Genomic DNA, 632 nt, shown 5'->3' with positions numbered 1-632 from the left:
TCGCCGTGCCGCGCGGGCCGAGCGCCGAGCCGATGGACGTCGGCGATCGCACGGTCTACGTGGTGCGCAGCGGCGCGACACCCGACGCGCCGGGTGCGCGGCCATCGTCGCTGCGCCCGCAGGATCTCGAGGAACCGGTGATCGTCGTCGCCGGCGAACACGACGCGGCGCTCGCACCCGAGCTCGCGAACCGCTGGCAGAAGCCCGTCTACGCGGCCGCGCCCGACGCATTCGGTGCGGACGGCCAGCTGCGCGCGGGCGCGCGCGTGCTGCGCTTCGATCCCGCGCCGGAGACGGTCGCTGCGGCCCATGAAACCGGCCTGCCGGACGGCATCGCGCCCGACGATGCGCCGCCGACCGCGCCACGCGCGGCCGCCGACGACACGGTGATCGTGCTGGCCGGCAAGCGCGGCCCGAACGACCCGGCGATGCCGCGGCCGGCCGCGCCGCCCGAGCCGGTCAATGCGCTCGATGGCGTGTTCAGCGCGCCGAACCGCGTGCTCGTGCTCGTCAAGCCGGAACGCGCCGGCGCACCCGAACGGATGGCGGAACGCGACACGGCCGCGGCCGACCGCGGCACACGCGCGACCGACGATGCGGACGGCCGGGCCGCCCGCATCGTCGGTCGCGCG

1 protein-coding gene is annotated in these 632 nt (G+C 77.1%); it reads left to right on the top strand.

Going from position 1 to position 632, the window contains the following annotated elements; translation table 11 throughout:
- On the top strand, positions 1 to 632 hold a 632-nt coding region (locus tag H3O04_RS35610; protein ID WP_202589542.1), incomplete at both ends, for a hypothetical protein.

It is taken from the genome of Burkholderia sp. KCJ3K979 (assembly GCF_016759955.1).
Lineage (GTDB): Bacteria > Pseudomonadota > Gammaproteobacteria > Burkholderiales > Burkholderiaceae > Burkholderia > Burkholderia orbicola.
This window is presented reverse-complemented; position numbering and strand designations above follow the sequence as displayed.